At 46.7% G+C, this 1,356-nt stretch carries 1 protein-coding gene; it reads right to left on the reverse strand.

Annotation, left to right across the window (positions count from 1 at the left end):
- Window positions 1–36: 36 nt before the first annotated feature.
- Entirely contained in the window at window positions 37–1,209 is a 1,173-nt protein-coding gene (locus JZO70_RS22315; protein WP_207675894.1) for a 3D domain-containing protein, read from the reverse strand.
- Window positions 1,210–1,356: the final 147 nt, after the last annotated feature.

Consider the following 1,356-nt stretch of genomic DNA (forward strand, 5'->3'; position numbering starts at 1 on the left):
ACTTATGTCACAGCCTCTTTCGTTGCAGCTATTCGATTAACTAATGATCGTTAGTGTTACGGAACGGCGTCCCCATTGGATACATTGCTCTACCGTCGGGAAGTGTACGTCTACGATATTCCCTTTAATCGCACCGCCTGTATCTCCAGCAATGGCGATTCCGTAACCGGAGACTTCTACCATTGAACCTAACGGAACGACAGAAGGATCGACTGCTACCACCTGCGGGTTTTGACGCAAGTCAATTCCTAGCGCTGTGTAATAGGTATTTACCGACTCAGCACAAGAATAAGCCGTTGATGACATCTGAATGGTACGGCCAGATGTTGTCGGTGTGCTTGGCGCCGGTGCTGGTTCAGGTACCGGCTGACTTGGTGCAGCTGGCTGCTGCGTTGATTCTTGGATTGGTGCTTCGCTTGATGCAGCTGCACTTTGTTGCGCTTGTGCGGCCGCGGCCTGAGCTTGCTGCTCGGCTTGCGCTTTTTGTGCGGCTTCAGCTTCGGCAGCTTTTTGAGCCGCTGCTTCTTTAGCTTCTTTTTCTTTTTGAGCCTTTTCAGCAGCAATTCGTGCTTCTTCGACTTCTTTGGCTTGGCTGATTTGTTCTAGGCTGGTTTTCTTATCAGCCAGCTCAGCTTTTAAGTTCGCCATTTTAGTATCTAATTGCGCAGACTCGGTTTTTAAGCTCTTTTCGTTAGCTACCAGTTGTTCTTGGATCGCTTCCTGTGTCGACTTCAGCTCATCGAGTTTTTCTTTTGCTTCATTTAAACTAGTAACTTTTTCTTTCTCCGCTTTTTGGATGACTGACATCGCGTAGGCGCGATTTAACAAGTCGGTAAAGTCCTCAGCTTCTAACAACGCGGTGATGGTACGATCCGAAGTGCTGTTCACCTGTACTTCCTTCATCCGTTCAGCAATCACTTCTTTGCGCTTTTCTATATTCTTTTCGGTTTCCGCGATTTCGGTCTTAGTCTTTTCGATCGTTGCTTGGTTAGCTTCGATCTCGTTGCGGATGCCGTTTACCTCTTGATAAGTTTGGTTGACATCGTTCAATGCCAATTGTAGTTCTGCACTGATCTTGTCACTTTGGCGTGCGATGGTTGAGGCTTTTTCGTCCAGCTTATCCAATGATTCCGCTTGTGCGAACATTGGTGAAAGCATGCCTGCACCTAATAATACGGTCGCGAAGATACCAAATGTCTTCCCCTTCACTGCATTTCCACCTTTCTATTTTCCCTTTGGTCATTATACGTCAGAAAACAAACAGGCGTGTTGCACGGAGGTTACAATTTGTTACAGTCTGGCAATTTTTTGTAAACAAAAGAGCCTGAACACTGTCTGCTATGCTACCCCTATCTA

It is taken from the genome of Candidatus Enterococcus moelleringii (assembly GCF_017377575.1).
Classification (GTDB): domain Bacteria; phylum Bacillota; class Bacilli; order Lactobacillales; family Enterococcaceae; genus Enterococcus_A; species Enterococcus_A moelleringii.